The organism is Amycolatopsis sp. NPDC051373, from assembly GCF_040689465.1.
Taxonomy (GTDB): Bacteria; Actinomycetota; Actinomycetes; order Mycobacteriales; family Pseudonocardiaceae; genus Amycolatopsis.
Genome location: NZ_JBFBAE010000001.1, coordinates 302799 through 319105 on the forward strand (window position 1 = coordinate 302799; position 16307 = coordinate 319105).

At 68.7% G+C, this 16307-nt stretch carries 13 protein-coding genes and 2 tRNA genes; 3 read left to right on the forward strand and 12 right to left on the reverse strand.

Annotated elements, in window-relative coordinates:
* Nucleotides 1–427: 427 nt before the first annotated feature.
* A complete protein-coding gene (locus tag AB0383_RS01550) occupies nt 428–793 on the forward strand; it encodes a tyrosine-type recombinase/integrase (protein ID WP_366184431.1) in 366 nt (121 codons plus the stop codon).
* Between the two features lie 64 nt (nt 794–857).
* Here AB0383_RS01550 and AB0383_RS01555 read toward each other — a convergent pair.
* The 12 genes from AB0383_RS01555 to dnaA form a co-directional block, all read right to left on the reverse strand.
* A tRNA-Ala gene (locus tag AB0383_RS01555) sits at nt 858–930 on the reverse strand.
* Between the two features lie 35 nt (nt 931–965).
* On the reverse strand, nt 966–1139 hold the full coding sequence (locus AB0383_RS01560; protein WP_220245417.1) for a DLW-39 family protein: 174 nt from the start codon (nt 1137–1139) through the stop codon (nt 966–968).
* 1071 nt (nt 1140–2210) lie between these two features.
* A complete protein-coding gene (locus AB0383_RS01565; protein ID WP_366184434.1) occupies nt 2211–2477 on the reverse strand; it encodes a hypothetical protein in 267 nt (88 codons plus the stop codon).
* A gap of 219 nt (nt 2478–2696) precedes the next feature.
* A tRNA-Ile gene (locus tag AB0383_RS01570) sits at nt 2697–2770 on the reverse strand.
* Nucleotides 2771–2820: 50 nt separating this feature from the next.
* Nucleotides 2821–3486: a DUF3566 domain-containing protein gene (locus AB0383_RS01575; RefSeq protein WP_366184436.1), complete on the reverse strand. Its 666-nt coding sequence runs from the start codon at nt 3484–3486 to the stop codon at nt 2821–2823.
* Nucleotides 3487–3521: 35 nt separating this feature from the next.
* Nucleotides 3522–6143: a DNA gyrase subunit A gene (gene gyrA, locus AB0383_RS01580; RefSeq protein WP_366184438.1), complete on the reverse strand. Its 2622-nt coding sequence runs from the start codon at nt 6141–6143 to the stop codon at nt 3522–3524.
* Nucleotides 6144–6191: 48 nt separating this feature from the next.
* Nucleotides 6192–8159, reverse strand: a complete 1968-nt coding sequence (gyrB, locus tag AB0383_RS01585; protein WP_366184440.1) for a DNA topoisomerase (ATP-hydrolyzing) subunit B — start codon at nt 8157–8159, stop codon at nt 6192–6194.
* Nucleotides 8160–8356: 197 nt separating this feature from the next.
* Nucleotides 8357–8890, reverse strand: coding sequence for a DciA family protein (locus AB0383_RS01590; protein ID WP_366184442.1), 534 nt, complete (start codon nt 8888–8890; stop codon nt 8357–8359).
* Between the two features lie 208 nt (nt 8891–9098).
* Nucleotides 9099–10253: a DNA replication/repair protein RecF gene (gene recF, locus AB0383_RS01595; protein WP_366184444.1), complete on the reverse strand. Its 1155-nt coding sequence runs from the start codon at nt 10251–10253 to the stop codon at nt 9099–9101.
* Between the two features lie 13 nt (nt 10254–10266).
* Complete coding sequence (gene gnd, locus AB0383_RS01600; RefSeq protein ID WP_364169035.1) at nt 10267–11157, reverse strand: phosphogluconate dehydrogenase (NAD(+)-dependent, decarboxylating); 891 nt, start codon at nt 11155–11157, stop codon at nt 10267–10269.
* Nucleotides 11158–11204: 47 nt separating this feature from the next.
* On the reverse strand, nt 11205–12338 hold the full coding sequence (gene dnaN / locus AB0383_RS01605; protein ID WP_220245406.1) for a DNA polymerase III subunit beta: 1134 nt from the start codon (nt 12336–12338) through the stop codon (nt 11205–11207).
* Nucleotides 12339–13389: 1051 nt separating this feature from the next.
* The gene (gene dnaA / locus AB0383_RS01610) at nt 13390–15108 is read right to left on the reverse strand and encodes a chromosomal replication initiator protein DnaA (RefSeq protein ID WP_364169039.1); all 1719 of its coding nucleotides are present in this window, start codon (nt 15106–15108) and stop codon (nt 13390–13392) included.
* Between the two features lie 599 nt (nt 15109–15707).
* Between dnaA and rpmH the strand changes: the two genes are divergently transcribed.
* Nucleotides 15708–15851, forward strand: coding sequence for a 50S ribosomal protein L34 (gene rpmH, locus AB0383_RS01615; protein ID WP_285971341.1), 144 nt, complete (start codon nt 15708–15710; stop codon nt 15849–15851).
* 21 nt (nt 15852–15872) lie between these two features.
* Entirely contained in the window at nt 15873–16304 is a 432-nt protein-coding gene (gene rnpA / locus AB0383_RS01620; RefSeq protein ID WP_366184448.1) for a ribonuclease P protein component, read from the forward strand.
* Nucleotides 16305–16307: the final 3 nt, after the last annotated feature.

A 16307-nucleotide genomic window follows, 5' to 3' on the forward strand; every position in this document is an offset into this window, starting at 1 on the left:
CCGGCGGCTCCCGTCGTTTTGGCAAGGCACAGGAACACCTGACCGCCTGATCCGTGCTTCCGGCGTGCTGACGGCTGGAATGCCTGGCCACGAGCGCGCGACGGTTCGTGACCGCATCGAGGATCCAGATCAATTCCGGTTCCATCCAGCGCCGCCGAGACGCCGACCTGGCGCGAGTTCGCGTGCACGTGGCCGAGGCGATCAGCAGGCCGAGCGGCTCGACGATCGCGCCCACGAGCTCCTGGCCGGCCCGGTCGATCAGGAACCCGGCGAGCACGAGCAGAATCGCGGTGATCGAGGAAGGTCGCAGCAACGCTGCCAACGCCGAGCGCCTCGTCGGACAGAACCGCAGTAGGAGCACCAGCAGCACGAAGCTCACGACCGCCGGCCCCGCGAGGACGCCGAAGATGCCGGTTGGGACGGCCTGATGTTTGTCGGTCCGCAGGGTGGCCGGCTGCGCCGCCACAACTTCCGGAGGCTGCAGGTCGAGGCACGAGTCGACGCGGGAATGCCCGACGCCGTGCACTTCCACGACCTGCGCCACAGCGGCAACGAGCTCGCGGCCGAGGGCGGCGCAACGACGCGGGAGCTGATGGCCCGCATGGGCCACTCGACCACCCGGGCTGCCATGCGGTACCAGCGCGCACGGCGCGAACGTGACCACACGATCGCCGACGCGATGAGCCGCAACACCGAGCAGGCGCGGCAGGTTCGCAGGGGAAGAAGGCCGAAACTCGCCCGTCGACGAGGCGAGGGGCACGCAGGGGACACGGCGGGTGGAACGACCGCCTAACGCAATGGGGGCCAGATCGGAGTAAACACCCTCTGACCTGGCCCCCATTGGAGGTTTTAGCGAGTGGAGCTGAGGGGAATCGAACCCCTGACCCCCGCCTTGCAAAGGCGGTGCTCTACCAATTGAGCTACAGCCCCGGGCACGGGCGCCCGTGGGCCACCCGCGCGGTGAGTCAGTTGCGGGAAGCGTCCGCGGCCTTGGCCGGGGTGCTGCCGTTCGCGGAGACCGGGCCCGTTGGGGCGGTCGCCTGGCGCCAGAGGTCGGCCTCGGCCTTGGCAGCCTTGTTGCGCTTGACGACGAACAGAACGCCGCCCGCGACGACTGCGAGTGCCAACAGCTTCTTCATCTGAAGCCCCCTTTTCCAGCTTGCTTCCGTACCCCACGATGCTACTGCACGCTCCGAGCGCCGGATCCGGCGGTTCCAGGGCCTGGTTCCACGTGGAACCACCGGCGGCCCGCGTCACACGCCGAACGGAATACCTCCGGCCGGCGCGCCGTTGAACACATTGGTCGGTGCGCCCAACGTGTCCCCCGGGCTCACACCTTTGCCTTCGCGGAATACCGTTCGGCTGGAGCCGCGTCGTGCCTTTCGCCGAGAGGCGACCGTGCGCGCGCCGATCGCAGACATGTCAGCCCTGCCGGCCTTCTCTTCCCGGCAGGGCTGACTTGCGTCCGGCGAGCCTCGCGCCCCCGACGGCGCCCGACTCCACCAGGCCTGGCTGCCCGGTCGCGACGCCCGTGGGTCACCACGAACCGCGGCCTCAGCCGGTGCCAGGCCCACGCCTGCCGGTCCTCGGTCGCGCGCTACACGTCGGCGTGCCAGACCGGGCCGGGGTCGTCGGGCTCGCCCGTGGTCGACACCGCGACCGGCGACGTCATTGGCATCCACGACACCAGCAACCGCGACGGCGGCCAGTGCACGGCCCCGAGCCTTCGTAGCAATGGCCATTGGTCAGCACGAAGGCTTTGTCGTCGTCCGCCGACGTCTGCATCCGCACCAGCGGCCCCGAGCACCCGTCGACGTTGAGGCTGCCCGCGAAATCCACGGTCGCGGCCACGGCTTGCGGTGCCGCGAGCACCAGTGTGGAAGAAGTCAACGCGCCTTGGCCGCACACGGAATCTTGTCCAGCGACGCGTGCCGTCCATCCAGGACAGTCAGCCGCGAGCCACCGACCGCCTTCTGCGTGTCGGCCGCGTCGGAAACGGCCACCCACCACAGAAAGCGGCGATCTCGAACTTGCCGCCCGTCGCCGGGTACTCGCGCTGGTGCGCCTGCACTTCGCCCACGCCTGCTCGAAATCGCGGCCACCGGTCCCCTCGCTGCAGAACCTCGCGTTGTACCGCACGCTGTTCAGCCCACGGGGATTCACGTCGAAACTGAAGACCCGGCGCGCACCGGCCGGTGCCCCACTGGCGGTCAAGCACCGGCATCCGCGGTCGTGCCGAAGTGGTATTCCGCATCGTGTTGGGCCGGCCACGTGACGAACCGGCCGAACCCCTTCTCCGCGACCGCGTCGATCGAACCGTCCATGGCGGACAGGTCCATCACCGGCGGCATCACGGAATCCAGCCACATCCGGTCGACGCGGCGGTCGAGCATCGACCGGTACACGGTGCCAATGACGTTGCCGTAGGAGACGCCGTAGAAACTGATCTTCGGCGCACGGCCGGGCCGTCCTGCCACTCACAGTCGACCTTGTCGCGGTAACCCGCGCCGCGCATGTCGAACCCGACCACGTCGTAATTCGGTAACGAACAAACACCGAGAGTCAGCCGCGCGAACACTCACCCAGGCAGCCAATGGTCACCGATCGCACCGTGGGGGTCTGGGGGCTCGGCCCCCAGATACAACACCGCCCGGTCACAGTTTGCGTATTCCGCAAACATGACCGGGCTAACCGGGTGGGCCCACCAGGACTTGAACCTGGGACCTCTTCGTTATCAGCGAAGCGCTCTAACCACCTGAGCTATGGGCCCGTCGAACGAAGGGAACTTTACAGGACCCCCGGAGGGGCCCTGCAACCGGGTTACTCCCTTTCCGACAGGGTGACTTCGAGGCCGCCTGCCAGGTCGGCCGACACGTTGTAGATGAAGGCGCTCACTGTGGCCAGGGCGGAGACCAGCACGATGTTGATCGCGCCCAGGATGGCGGCGACGCCGAACACGCGGCCGGCGCTGATGAGGGGCTCGGTGGACGCGTTGGCGCCCTCGCCGCCGACCAGGGACGAGTAGGTGCCGTTCAGTTTGTCCCAGACGCCCATGCCGTCGAGGACCGTGTACAGCACGCCGACGGCGACCAGCCACACGAAGAACATCGCGACGCCCAGGACGAGCGACAGCTTCAGCACCGACCAGGGGTCGAAGCGCTTGATCTGCAGCGACGCGCGGCGCGGGCCGCGGCCCGGGCGGCGCAGGGCGCTCGGGGTGGGACGGGTGCGGCCGGCCGGGGGGACGTCGGCGGCGGCCGGGGGCGCGCCCTCGGCTCCGAAGAGCCGGGGCGCGGCCGTGCCGCTCACCGCGGGGTAGTCGCTCTCGCTCACGCGCGGTCCGTCCTGCTCATGATCCGAGTAGACCACATCTTCGGTGGCGATCCCGGTCGAGACCGTCGCCTCCGAATCGCCGCCGCCGTCCTTGGCGGTGCGCTGCCAGGGTGGGCTCGACGACGTGCCGTCTGCCTTCTCGGATGGTGTCACGAAGAGTCAGTCCTTACCCGTGCGTGGGGCGCCGCTCACTGCTCCGGCGCCGTGCCGTCTTCTTCCGTGCTTTCCTCGGGCGCGGTGGTCACCTCGCCGTCGACGGCGGGGGTCTCCACAGCCTCGTCCACCGAAGCTTCCGAAGTATCCGAAGCGTCCGTGGTCTCCGCGGAGTCCTCGCCACCATTGGCGACGTCCGAACCCTCGTCCGCGTTGCGTGCGACCGCGAGAAGAGTTGTGCCGTCCGCCAGATTCATCAGCCGCACGCCCTTGGTCTGGCGACCGGCCTTGCGCACGTCGCGCGCCGGCGTGCGGATGACCCCGCCGCTCGAGGTGATGGCGAACAGCTCGTCGTCCTCGTCGACGATGAGTGCTCCCACCAGCCTCCCACGTTTCGTGTCGTGCTGGATGGTCAGCACACCCTTCCCGCCGCGGCCCTGCACCGGGTAGTCCTCGATCGGCGTGCGCTTGGCGTACGCGCCGTCGGTCGCGACCAGCAGGAACTTGTCGGGCTTGACCACGCTGATGCCGAGCAGTTCGTCACCGTCGTTGAACCGCATGCCGAGCACACCGGACGTCGCGCGGCCCATCGGGCGCAGCGCCTCGTCGGTCGCGTGGAAGCGGATCGACTGGCCGCCGGCCGACACGAGCAGCAGGTCGTCCTCCGCCGCCGCCAGCACGGCGCCCACCAGCTCGTCGCCTTCCCGCAGGTTGACGGCGATGAGGCCGCCCGCGCGGTTGGAGTCGAAGTCGGTGAGCTTGGTCTTCTTCACGAGCCCCTTCTGCGTGGCCAGCACCAGGTACGGCGCCACCTCGTAGTTCGGGATCTCGATGACCTGGGCGATCTGCTCGTCGGGCTGGAACGCCATCAGGTTGGCCACGTGCTGGCCGCGCGCGTTGCGGTTGGCCTCGGGCAGGTCGTACGCCTTGGTTCGGTAGACGCGGCCCTTGTTCGTGAAGAACAGGATCCAGTCGTGCGTGGAGCACACGAAGAAGTGCTGCACGATGTCGTCCTGCTTCAGCGTGGCGCCCTGCACGCCCTTGCCGCCGCGCTTCTGCGAGCGGTACAGGTCGGTCTTCGTGCGCTTCGCGTAGCCGGTGCGCGTGATGGTGACCACCACGTCTTCGACCGCGATGAGGTCCTCGACCGACACCTCGCCGTCGAACGGGATGATCTTCGTGCGCCGGTCGTCGCCGTACTTGTCGACGATCTCCATGAGCTCGTCGCGGATGATCGAACGCTGGCGCTCCGGCTTCTCGAGGATGTCCTTGAGGTCCGCGATCTCCAGCTCGATGTCGGCCAACGTGTCGATGATGCGCTGCCGCTCCAGAGCGGCCAGCCGGCGCAGCTGCATGTCGAGGATGGCCGTGGCCTGGATCTCGTCGACGTCCAGCAGTTCCATCAGCGCCGGCCGCGCCTCGTCGGCCGAGGGCGAACGGCGGATCAGAGCGATGACCTCGTCGAGCAGATCCAGCGCCTTGACCAGACCGCGCAAGATGTGCGCGCGCTCCTCGGCCTTCTGCAGGCGGAACTTGGTCCGTCGGACGATGACCTCGACCTGGTGCTTCACGTAGTGCCGGATCATCTGGTCGAGCCGCAGGGTGCGCGGCACGTCGTCGACGATCGCCAGCATGTTCACGCCGAAGTTCTGCTGCAGCTGGGTGTGCTTGAACAGGTTGTTCAGTACCACCTTCGCCACGGCGTCGCGCTTGAGCGTGACCACGATCCGCATGCCGGAGCGGCTGTTGGACTCGTCGGCGATGTCGGCGATGCCCGTGAGCTTGCCGTCGCGCACCAGGTGCGCGATGTTCTCGACGAGGTTGTCCGGGTTCACCTGGTACGGCAGCTCGGACACGACGAGCGTGGTGCGCCCCTTCGCGTCCTCCTCCACCTCGACGACCGCACGCATGCGCACGGAACCGCGGCCCGTACGGTACGCGTCCTCGATCCCGGAGGTGCCGAGGATCATCGCCTTGGTCGGGAAGTCCGGGCCCTTGATGCGCGTGAGCAGCGCGGCCAGCAGCTCGTCGTCGGACGCCTCGTAGTTCTCCAGCGCCCACACGACGCCGTCCGCAACCTCGCGTAGGTTGTGCGGCGGGATGTTGGTCGCCATGCCGACCGCGATGCCGGAACTGCCGTTGACCAGCAGGTTCGGGAACCGCGCCGGCAGCACGTTGGGCTCTTGCGTGCGGCCGTCGTAGTTGTCGCGGAAGTCGACGGTGTCCTCTTCGATGTCCGCCAGCATCTGCATCGCCAGCGGCGCGAGGCGCGACTCCGTGTACCGCATGGCGGCGGCGGGGTCGTTGCCCGGCGAACCGAAGTTGCCCTGCCCGTCGATGAGCGGATAGCGCATCGACCACGGCTGGGCCAGGCGCACGAGGGCGTCGTAGATCGCCGAGTCACCGTGCGGGTGGTAGTTGCCCATGACGTCGCCGACGACGCGGGAGCACTTGTTGTACCCGCGGTCCGGCCGGAAACCGGAGTCGAACATCGAGTAGAGCACGCGCCGGTGCACCGGCTTGAGACCGTCGCGCACATCCGGCAGCGCCCGCGCCACGATCACGCTCATGGCGTAGTCGATGTAGGAACGCTGCATCTCCTGCTGGATGTCGACCGGCTCGATGCGGTCGTGTTCCGGCGGCAAGGTTTCCGTCATGGGTTCCTTCTCGGGGAAAGGTCAGGGCAGTCGGGGGAAGGCGGACGACTACACGTCCAGGAAGCGCACGTCCTTGGCGTTACGCGTGATGAACGAGCGCCGGGCCTCCACATCCTCGCCCATGAGAACGGAGAACAGGTCGTCGGCCTGCGCGGCGTCGTCGAGGGTGACCTGGCCCAGCAGGCGGTTGGCCGGGTCCATCGTGGTCTCCCACAGCTCTTCGGCGTTCATCTCGCCGAGACCCTTGTAGCGCTGGATCGCGTCGTCCTTCGGCAGCCGGCGGCCGGCCTCGACACCCGCCTGGATCACGGCGTCGCGCTCCTTGTCGGAGTACGCGTACTCCGGGTCCTGCCGCGGCCACTTGATCTTGTACAGCGGCGGCCGCGAAAGGAACACGTGGCCGTGCTCGATCAGCGGGCTCATGAAGCGGAACAGCAGGGTGAGCAGCAGCGTGGTGATGTGCTGGCCGTCGACGTCGGCGTCGGCCATCAGCACGATCTTGTGGTAGCGCAGCTTCGAGAGGTCGAAGTCGTCGTGGATGCCGGTGCCCAGCGCCGTGATCAGCGACTGGACCTCGGTGTTCTTGAGCACGCGGTCGATGCGCGCCTTCTCCACATTGATGATCTTGCCCCGGATGGGCAAGATCGCCTGGTACATCGAGTCGCGGCCTTCCTTGGCCGAGCCGCCGGCCGAGTCACCCTCCACGATGTAGAGCTCACACTCGCCCGGGTCGTTGGAGCGGCAGTCCTTGAGCTTGCCCGGCAGGCCGCCGATCTCCAACGCGCCCTTGCGGCGCACCAGGTCCCGCGCCTTGCGGGCGGCCATGCGCGCCTGCGCCGAGGAGATCGACTTGTTGATGATCGTCTTCGCCTCGTTGGGGTTGCGCTCGAACCAGTCGCCCAGCCACTCGTTCGACTGCTGCTGCACGAACGTCTTCGCTTCGCTGTTGCCCAGCTTCGTCTTCGTCTGACCCTCGAACTGCGGCTCGGACAGCTTGATCGAGACGATCGCGGCGAGACCCTCGCGCACGTCATCGCCAGTGAGGTTCGCGTCCTTCTCCTTGAGCAGCTTCTTCTCGCGCGCGTACGCGTTGACCACGCGCGTGAGCGCCGCGCGGAAGCCCTCTTCGTGAGTGCCGCCCTCGTGGGTGTTGATCGTGTTCGCGAACGTGTACACCGACGGCGTGAACCCGTTGTTCCACTGCATCGCGACCTCGACCTCGAGGCCGACGCCCTTCGCGTCGAAGGAGATCACGCTCTCGTGGATCGGGTCCTTGCTGCCGTTGATGTGACGGACGAAGTCCTCGAGCCCGCCGGGGTAGCAGTAGACCTTCTCCTTGACGCGGGCCTGCTTGCCCTCCGCGTCCGCTTCGGTCTCCTCGTCGGCCACGCGCTCGTCGCGCAGCGACAGGGTGAGGCCCTTGTTGAGGAAGGCCATCTCCTGCAGGCGACGCGAGATCGTCTCGAAGTTGTACGTGGTGGTCTCGAAGATGTTCGAGTCGGCCCAGAAGGTGATCGTGGTGCCGGTGTCCTCGGCGGGGCCGAGGTCCTCCAGCGGGCCGGCGACCTGGTCCGTGTAGAGCTGACGCCAGCTGCGGCCGCCGACCTTGATCTCCGCGAGCAGCTTCGTCGACAGCGCGTTCACCACCGAGACGCCGACGCCGTGCAGGCCGCCGGACACCGCGTAGGAGTCGCTGTCGAACTTGCCGCCCGCGTGCAGGATGGTGAGCACGACCTCGAGGGTCGGCTTCTTCTCCTTGGGGTGCATGTCCACGGGGATGCCGCGTCCGTCGTCGACGACTCGTACCCCGCCGTCGGCGAGGAGAGTAACCTCGACCCTGGTGGCGAAGCCGGCCATCGCCTCGTCCACGGAGTTGTCCACGACCTCCTGGACCAGGTGGTGGAGACCGCGCTCACCGGTGGAACCGATGTACATACCGGGGCGCTTGCGGACCGCTTCGAGGCCTTCGAGCACGGTGATGGACGACGCGTTGTACTCGCTCTTGTTCTCGGTCACCGGCGTTGTTTCTCCTCGTCTCGCCCGAGCGGACGCTCGCTACTCCTCCAGTGTACTTGCCCGCGCGTGCTGACATGCGGCAAGGACACCCCTCACTGCGTCACAGAGCCGCGAAATCGCTCGAAGGCGAGTCAGGTCGTAGCTCGCGGGTTGTCAAGCGGTTCTCGGGGAACTCACCCGCCGACGCGCAACCGGAGTCAGCCGTACGTGTCACGAGGCCCGCGACCCGGCACGACCCGTGGTCCTTTCCGCCAGCTCGGCGCCGTCGGACCCTGGATCCGCATGCGCTTCACGACGCCGTTGCCGACCCCCGCGGCGATCTTCGCGATGAGCTTGCTCTGCAGCAGCCGCAGCTGCGTGGCCCACGCCGTGGAGCTCGCGCGGACGGTCAGCTCGCCGTCCTTGAGGCTCACCGGCTGAGCGTGTTCGGCGACGTCCTCGCCCACGAGCCGGGCCCACTGCCCGAACACGCGCGCGTTGGTCATCGTGTCCTGCCAGCCGCTGTCGGAGACCAGCCGCGAGACGAGCCGGCCGAGCGGCTGCGGGTCGCGCGCGTCGGCTCCGGGCCCTGACCAGCGACGACGGCGCGGGTTCTGGCCCCCGCCGCCAGTGATCCGGCCGCGGCGCAGGTTCGGCGGAGCACCGCGTTCCTTCGCCTTGGCCTTCGCGGCCTCGAGCGCGGCGTGCGCCAAGTCCCGTCCGGAGGGCTTCCCGTTCGGCCCAGCGGACACATCACGCTCGGTACCGGAATCACGCGTCCCACGTGGGTGATTGCCCGTTTGGGGGGTGTCAAGGCCCTCATCAGGCCGTTTCGTCACGCGCGGCGATAACCGGTTCACGGGTTTATCCACACTGTCCACAGGTTTGTCCCCAGATCGGTGGGTAACTTCTGTGACCGCGGTCACCCGCCGTGGCCGACTTGATCTTGGGGCCGAGGACTCAGGCACGATTGACCTCGCCATCCGCCACCACGAACCGGCTCCCGGCCAGCTCCGACGGCACGTCCTCGTCCACCGCCGCCGTGATGAGCACCTGCTCGGCACCCGCGGCGACCTCCGCGAGCCGCGCCCGCCGTTTGCGGTCGAGCTCGGCAAACACATCATCCAGCAGCAGCACCGGTTCGCCCGCTTCGCCACGCAGGAGCTCGTAGCTGCCGAGCCGCAGGGCCAGCGCGAACGACCACGATTCGCCGTGGCTTGCGTACCCCTTCGCCGGCGCCTCGCCCAGGATCAGCTCCAGCTCGTCGCGGTGCGGGCCGACGAGGCTGATGCCGCGCTCCAGCTCGTTGCGCCGGACGTCGGCCAGCGCCTTGAGCAGCAGCTCGCGCAGCACTTCCGCGTCCGCCCGCTCGCCACCGGCCACGCCGTAGCCCGGTGGCAGCGCTTCGCCGAGCGACGACTTGTACGCGATCGACGCCGGCCGCGAGTCCGGCGCAACGCCCAGGTAGGCCTCCGCCGTGTACGGCCCGAGGTCGGCGATGAGGTTCAGCCGCGCCGCCAGCAGCTGGGCGCCGGCCACCGACAGGTGGTCGTCCCAGACGTCGAGCGTCGAGAGCGCGTACGGGTCCTCCTTGCCGGTGCGGTGCTTGCCCGCGGTCTTGAGCAGGGCGTTGCGCTGCTTGAGCACCTTCTCGTAGTCCGCGCGCACGCCCGCGTACCGAGGTGCGCGCAGCACCAGCAGCTCGTCCATGAACCGGCGGCGCTCGCTCGGATCCCCGCGCACGAGCGCCAGGTCCTCCGGGGAGAACAGCACCGTGCGCAGGATCCCGAGCACGTCACGCGGTTTGCCGACCGCGCCTCGGTTCACACGAGCGCGGTTGGCTCGTCCCGCCGTGATCTCGAGCTCGACGGTGAGCTCGCGGTCGTCGTTGACCACGGCGACGCGCACGAGCGCGCGCTCGCACCCGTGCCGGATCAGCGGGGCGTCCGTCGCGACCCGGTGGGAACTCAGGGTCGCGACGTAGCCGATCGCTTCGAGCAGGTTCGTCTTCCCCCGGCCGTTCTGACCGACGAGCACGGCCGGGCCCGGTTCGAGGGCGAGGTCGGCTTGCGGCCAGGACCGGAAGTCGGTGACCTGGAGATGTCGCAGATACACGAGCGGAGGGAGGCTAGCTCCCGGCCTTCTTCACAGCGTGGCCACCGAACTGGTTGCGCAGCGCGGCGACGGCGCGCATCGCGGCGGAGTCCTTCTGCCGCGAGGAGAACCGGGCGAACAGCGCGGCCGAGAGCACCGGCGCCGGCACCGCGTTGTTCACGGCCTCCTCCAGCGTCCACCGGCCCTCGCCCGAGTCTTCGACGTAACCCTCGAGGTCGTCGAGCTCCGGGTCCTCCTCCAGCGCGCGCACCAGCAGGTCGAGCAGCCAGGAGCGCACGACCGTGCCGCGCTGCCAGCCCTTGATCACCTCGGGCACGTTCTTCACGACGTGCGCGGCCTCGAGCAGCTCGAAGCCCTCGGCGTAGGCCTGCATGATGCCGTACTCGATGCCGTTGTGGATCATCTTCGCGTAGTGGCCGGCGCCGACCTCGCCGGCGTGCGAGAAGCCTTCTTCACGCGGGCCTTCCGGACGCAGCGTGTCGAAGATCGGCATCGCACGGGCGACGTCGGAGCCGGCGCCGCCGACCATGAGGCCGTAGCCGTTGTCCTTGCCCCACACGCCACCGGAGACACCGCAGTCGAGGTAGCCGATGCCCTTGGCCGCCAGCAGATCCGCGTTCAGCTTGTCGTCGGTGAACTTCGAGTTCCCGCCGTCGATCACGAGGTCGCCCTCGGACAGCGACTGGCTGAGCTCCACCACGGTCTGCCGCGTCGGCTCGCCGGCGGGGACCATGATCCAGACGATGCGCGGTGCGTCCAGTTTGGACACCAGATCGGCGAGCGACTCGGAGTCGGTGACGGCCGGGTTGCGGTCGTAGCCCACGACCTCGTGCCCGGCGGCGCGCAGCCGCTCGCGCATGTTGAAGCCCATCTTGCCCAGGCCCACGAGACCGAGCTGAACCATGAGATCCCCTTAGGTAGGAACGAAAATCCGCGGTTGTGACGCGCCGGTCAGCCCGGGAGCCGGACCGGCATCAGCAGGTAGAGATAACCGGGGACGACGTTGCCCTCGGCGTCGGCGGGCTTGATGAGCGCCGGCCGGTTGGGGGTGGTGAAGGTGAGTTCCGCGCGGTCGCTGTGCAGCGCGCCGAGCCCGTCGACGAGGTAGCCGGGGTTGAAGGCGATGGTGACCGGTTCGCCCTCGTAGTCGACCTGCAGCTCTTCCTCGGCGCTGCCCTCGTCGTCACCGCCGGCGGACAGCCGCAGTGACCCGTCGGCGAACTCCAACCGCACCTGCGTACCCCGCTCGGCGACCAGGGAAACGCGCTTGATCGACTCGGCGAGCGCCGACACCTCGATCACGGCACGAGACGTGTGGGTCGCCGGCAGCAGCTGCCGGTAGGGCGGGAACTCCGCGTCGAGCAGGCGGGTGGTGGTGTAGCGGCCGTTGCCCGAGAGGCCGAGCAGACCTTCGCCGCTGGCGAGCGCGAGGCGCACGGTGCTGCCGGCGCCGCCGAGCGTCTTCGCGGCTTCGGCGAGCGTGCGCGCGGGCACGAGCACCGCGGCGTCGGCCAGGCCCTCGGCCGGCTTCCACGTGAACTCGCGCATGGCGAGGCGGAAGCGGTCGGTGGCCACGAGCGTGAGGGTCTCGCCCGAGATCTCCAGCCGCATGCCGGTGAGCATCGGGAGCGTGTCGTCCTTGCCGGCGGCGGTGACGACCTGGGTCACGGCCTGGCCGAACGTGTCGCCGGTGAGCTCACCCGCGAAGGCGGGCTGGGACGGCAGCTGCGGGTAGTCCTCGACGGGCATGGTCGGCAGGGAGAAGCGCGCGCTGCCGCACGTGATGGTGGCGCGGGCGCCGTCGACGGAGATCTCCACCGGCTGCGCGGGCAGCGCCTTGGTGATGTCGGCGAGGAGGCGGCCGGAGACCAGGAGGCGGCCACCGTCGGCGATCGTCGCGGGGACGCCCACCGTGGCGGAGACCTCGTAGTCGAACCCGGACACCGTGAGCGCGTCGGACTCCCCGTCCGCACCCGCGTCGAGCAGCACACCGCCCAGCACCGGCACCGGAGGCCGGGACGGGAGGCTCCTGGCCACCCAGGCGACGGCGTCGGCAAGCCCGTCGCGCTCGACACGGATCTTCATGCGCGCATCCTTTCGACAGCCGAGCCCCTCGGCTCGTGAAGGGTCGGCGGCTGGCGGTTCACGAGTACTGCGCCGAGTACGCCGCGACCGAGTCCCCACCGGGCCGGCCCGTTTCGGCGTGCCGGGATCGGCGCACAGGAACGGACCAGGTGCAGGCATCCACGTTAGGCCGTCGCCGGGGGTCCCGTCACCTCGGCCTCCCCTTGACTTTGTCGACAAGGAGACAGGCTCGACGGCTTGTCCCCAACTTCGTCCATCGCCTGTTTTTGTTTTGTTCTTTCTTTCAAAAGATCTAAGAGCAGTAGCAGTAATAGGGGCTGTGGGTTGTGTGGACAGAGCTCGTTCGCCCAGGTCGGAGGGCGCGGCGGGGTGTGGAGAGTCCTGGTGGTGGATCGGTGGATGGTTCGGGCGATCCGTGGATGGTTTCGTCCCGGCCGCGATCCATCCACATCTCGGGCCGGTTGTCCCCATGGTTGTCCCCAGGTGTGAGGGGAGTTGTACCCAGGTTCTGTGGGTGTGGAAACCGGCCCGAATCGCCCTGGAGAGTGACGGGCTCCCGTTGTGGATCACGTGTGGGCAACCTGTGGAATCCCCGTGGACAGCCCTGTGGAAAGTCTGTGGATTCCGTGTGGGCGGGATGTGGACCGATTCGGCGTCGCCGCAGCTGGGGGATCTGCTGGAGTTGTGCACAAACTGCGCACAGGGTGGGGAAAACTCCTTGTGTATCAATGGGTTTGGGGATGGTTGCGTACGCGTGCGTACGTGGGCGACGGCACACGCCGCTTTCTTCGCTGCTTCGCCTGTGCACGGGTGCTTCGTCCACGTTGGACCCGGGGCGTTGTGGAAGGTGTTGTGTGGTAGGGGAAACCGGGCTCGCGGGGGTCTGGGGCGAGCGTGCGGGGTGCGGCGTGGACGAGTCTCTGTGGACGGACAGCGGGCCTCAGTTCCGGACCGCGGGCCTCGCTGAGCGCCGTCGTGAGTTACGTCCTCACGCCGCCCATGGAAAAGGAGGGCGCCGCCCGTAGGCGACGCCCTCCTTGAAGCTCCGAAGCTACTGCCGAGCCCGCTGCTTGATCCGCGACGTGAGCTCCTGCACCTGGTCGTAGATGCGCCGGCGCTCGGCCATCTCCTTGCGGATCTTCTTGTCCGCGTGCATCACGGTCGTGTGGTCGCGGCCGCCGAACGTCTGCCCGATCTTCGGCAGCGACATGTCGGTGAGCTCGCGGCACAGGTACATCGCGATCTGGCGCGCCGTGGCGAGTGCCTTCGTCTTGCCGGGCCCGCAGAGGTCGTCGAGCGTGACGTCGAAGAACTCCGCGGTGACGCCCATGATCGTCGGCGCGGTGATCTCCGGTGCGTGTGAGTCGGGGATCAGGTCGCGCAGCACGATCTCGGCGAGCCCGACGTCCACGGCCTGCTGGTTGAGCGACGCGAACGCGGTCACGCGGATCAGCGCGCCCTCGAGCTCGCGGATGTTCGCCTCCACTCGCGAGGCGATGAACTCCAGTACTTCGCCCGGCACCGCCAGCCGGTCCTGCGCGGCCTTCTTGCGCAGGATGGCGATGCGGGTTTCGAGCTCGGGCGGCTGGATGTCGGTGATCAGGCCCCACTCGAACCGCGTCCGCAGCCGGTCCTCCAGCGTCTCGAGGCGCTTGGGCGGGCGGTCGGAGCTGACGACGATCTGCTTGTTCGCGTTGTGGAGGGTGTTGAAGGTGTGGAAGAACTCTTCCTGCGTACCTTCTTTGCCTTCCAGGAACTGGATGTCGTCGACGAGCAGGATGTCGATGTCGCGGTAGCGCCGCTGGAAGGCGACCTTGCGGTCGTCTCGCAGCGAGTTGATGAAGTCGTTGGTGAACTCTTCGGTCGAGACGTAGCGCACGCGCATGCCGGGGAACAGCCGTTGCGCGTAGTGGCCCACGGCGTGCAGCAGGTGCGTCTTGCCGAGCCCGGACTCACCCCAGATGAACAGCGGGTTGTACGCGCGGGCCGGCGCCTCGGCCACGGCCACCGCGGCCGCGTGGGCGAACCGGTTGGACGCGCCGATCACGAACGTGTCGAAGGTGTACTTCTCGTTGAGCTTCGTCTTCGACGTCTGCGGCTGCGCGGGCGCGGTGTAGGGCTGCCCGGCGATCGGCTGGCCGGAGAACGTCGGCCAGATCTCGTGGACGGCGGCGAGCGCTTCGCCTTCCTCGTCCACTTCTTCGTTCGGGTCGTCGGACTCCTCGAGCGGGGCCGGCTGCGGCACCGGGCGCTGGCGCGGCGGCTCGGGCCGGGCGGCGCGCGCGGCGGCCATGGAGGCGCCGTCGATCGGCGGACGCTGCTGCGCGACGGAACCGTTGTCGAGGCGGCCGTTCTCAAGACGCCCGTTGTCGGGCCGGCCGTTCTCCACGTGCGTGGGGTCGAGGTGACCGGGTTCCAGGTGCCCGTTGTCGACACGGCCGTTGTCGGGGTGCCCGTTTTCCACCCGAGGTGGTGAGGGCACGTAGCGCGGCGCGGGCGCGATGGCCTCGGCGCTGTCGACCTTCACGGCGAGCGACACGGCGCGGCCGAGCCGGCGGGAGAGGGCGTCGGTGATCGCGCCCCGCAGCGCGCGTTCGATCGCTTCCTTCGCGAAGTCACTGGGGGCAGCCAGCAGGGCGGTGCCATCGAGCAGGCCGATGGGCCTCGTCACCCGCATCCAGGCTCGTTGCTGCGGCGAGAGGGTGCCGTCGGACAGCTCCCGTACCACCTGCTCCCAGATGACGCCCAGATTGTGCTGGTGCTCGGACACCTGTCTGGCTCCCCTCCCCTCGTCGGCGTGAACGGCGGAATCACCCCAAGCACGCCCGCGAAACTCTCCCCTGGACGTCATCTTGGACCGACCTGCGCGTGGGCACAGCGAATATCCACATAGTTGTCCACAGCTGTGCACTAATGTACGGCTGCCCGCAGCCACGCCACCTGCGGGCTCGGCGTTCGCCGTGGGCGCCTCCACACCCCGGTGGCGATACCGCCGCGCGCCTCGAGACCGGGCGACCCGGAAGAGGCACGCTAACAAGCCTCGCCCGCTGCCACAAGGCATCATTGCGCGCAAGCATTTCACGGTGTACGGCGTGTTGCCATTCGGTGCCCCGGCGTGGGCGAAGGCGAGGTCACGGCCCGGTCGCCGAGCGTGGCGGAGGGGGTGCCTACACGGCTCCCGACCGGGGTGCGTACCCTCGTAAGGTCTCCCGTAAGCGACGGGTGCGTTTCGCGTGCCCACGTATGTCGTCGCTCGTCGTGACGAGGCCACACGTTGGTAGGAGACACCAGAGACTGCCGTGCGACCGCACGACATGCCGGTAGACGGCCGAAAATCCGTCGCCCGACGGCCGAGACACAGGAGTAGCAGTGAGCAAGGGTAAGCGCACCTTCCAGCCGAACAACCGCCGACGCGCGCGGACCCACGGTTTCCGCCTCCGCATGCGGACCCGTGCCGGCCGGGCCATCTTGGGGGCTCGTCGTCGCAAGGGCCGCGCCGCGCTGTCCGCCTGATCCGGCTCGTCGAGGCGCGCCGTGCTGCCCGCAGCCGCACGTCTACGGCGGAGTGAAGACTTCCGGGTCGTTCTCCGCCGGGGCTCCCGGGCAGGCAGGCGTCGCCTCGTCGTCCACGCGTTGACCACGGACCCGTCCGCGGCCGCACCCGATGCGGTCAGGGCGGGTTTTGTGGTGAGCAAGGCCGTCGGGAACTCGGTGGTGCGCCACCGAGTGACCCGGCAACTGCGTCATCTCGTTTCGGCCCGGCTCGGAACACTGCCCCCGGGCAGCTCGTTGGTCGTACGGGCATTACCTCCGGCGGCGTCCGCTTCGAGCGCGGAGCTCGGCGCCGATCTCGACGCGGCGTTGCGCCGGCTCGGACTCACCTCGTCCCGCCGCACCGCCGGGGAAGGTGCTCCCCGGCAACCGCGTCAGCAGGACGCGGCCCCCGACCACGGATCAGCGGTGTAACGG

Coding starts and splice junctions, on each gene's coding strand:
- AB0383_RS01550 (WP_366184431.1), top strand. CDS start 428: ATGTTTGTCGGTCCGCAGGGTGGCCGGCTGCGCCGCCACAACTTCCGG.
- AB0383_RS01560 (WP_220245417.1), bottom strand. CDS start 1,139: ATGAAGAAGCTGTTGGCACTCGCAGTCGTCGCGGGCGGCGTTCTGTTC.
- gyrA (WP_366184438.1), bottom strand. CDS start 6,143: ATGACGGAAACCTTGCCGCCGGAACACGACCGCATCGAGCCGGTCGAC.
- gnd (WP_364169035.1), bottom strand. CDS start 11,157: ATGGTTCAGCTCGGTCTCGTGGGCCTGGGCAAGATGGGCTTCAACATG.
- dnaN (WP_220245406.1), bottom strand. CDS start 12,338: ATGAAGATCCGTGTCGAGCGCGACGGGCTTGCCGACGCCGTCGCCTGG.